Origin of the sequence: Pseudomonas viridiflava (assembly GCF_001642795.1) — a bacterium.
In the GTDB taxonomy this organism is placed as follows: domain Bacteria; phylum Pseudomonadota; class Gammaproteobacteria; order Pseudomonadales; family Pseudomonadaceae; genus Aquipseudomonas; species Aquipseudomonas viridiflava.
Genome location: NZ_LKEH01000017.1, coordinates 304,169 through 305,090, shown reverse-complemented (window position 1 = coordinate 305,090; position 922 = coordinate 304,169). Strand labels below are relative to the sequence as shown.

The window sequence follows — 922 nt, the reverse complement described above, 5'->3', positions numbered from 1 at the left end:
GCCACCAGAGCCGTGAATNAACGATCAGGGCGTGCTGCGCAGTGATGGCACCCTGAACCTGAGCGCGGCGAGCCTTGCCAGCAGCGGCGGCAGCGTCACCAGCGCCGGAACGGCCTCGATTACCACCACTGCAGCCGTCGTCAACCAGGGCGGACAGATGCTCAGTGACGCCAGCCTGACGTTGACCAGCGGTTCGCTGGACAACAGTCAGAGCGGTCGCATTGCGGCGAACGGCGTGACCGTCACCACGGGCGCATTCGATAACCACAAGGACGGCCGCCTGACCAGCACTGGCACCCTTGGGCTGACTGCTGCTCAGGTCAACAACACCGAGGCGGGCCGCATCGCCAGCGCCATGGCACTGACGGCAGTGGTCACCGGTCTTGATCAGACCAGTGATGGTCGGCTTTATAGCAATAGTGATGTCAGCCTGGATCTGAATAACGGTGTGCTGAACAACCAGGATGGATTGATCAACGCACCCGGCCAGTTGCTGCTGAAAAACCTCAATGTGGTGAACAACCAGAGCGGCGAAATTTCCAGTGCGAATGGTTTCTCGCTGGCGGCCACTTCGTTGGACAACACCGAAGGTTCGGTGCTGAGCGACAAGGCGTTGATCCTTANGCTGACCAACCTGCGCGGGATGGTATCTGCCAATGGCCTCGAGCTGCACGCGGCAACCCTGAACAACCAGAACGCGGAAATTTCCAGCCTCGGGGCGCTCACAGCAACGGTCGGCCAGTTCGATAACAGCCAGAAAGGCCGTTTGATGGCCAACGGTACCCTACAACTGACGGCCGACAATCTGGACAACCAGAACGCCGGATCAGTGTCCGGCCAGCAGAACGTTCAACTGACGCTGGGGCAACTGACCAACACCGGCAAGGGCAGCGTCTACGCCAGAAACAACCTGGGCGTGAAC

General features: G+C 60.2%; 1 pseudogene (only partly in view). It reads left to right on the top strand.

The annotated features are described in order from the left end of the window. A pseudogene (locus AO065_RS27375) lies at positions 1 to 922 on the top strand (two-partner secretion domain-containing protein); its annotated part reaches 1,800 nt to the left of the window's first position; the annotation flags it as partial.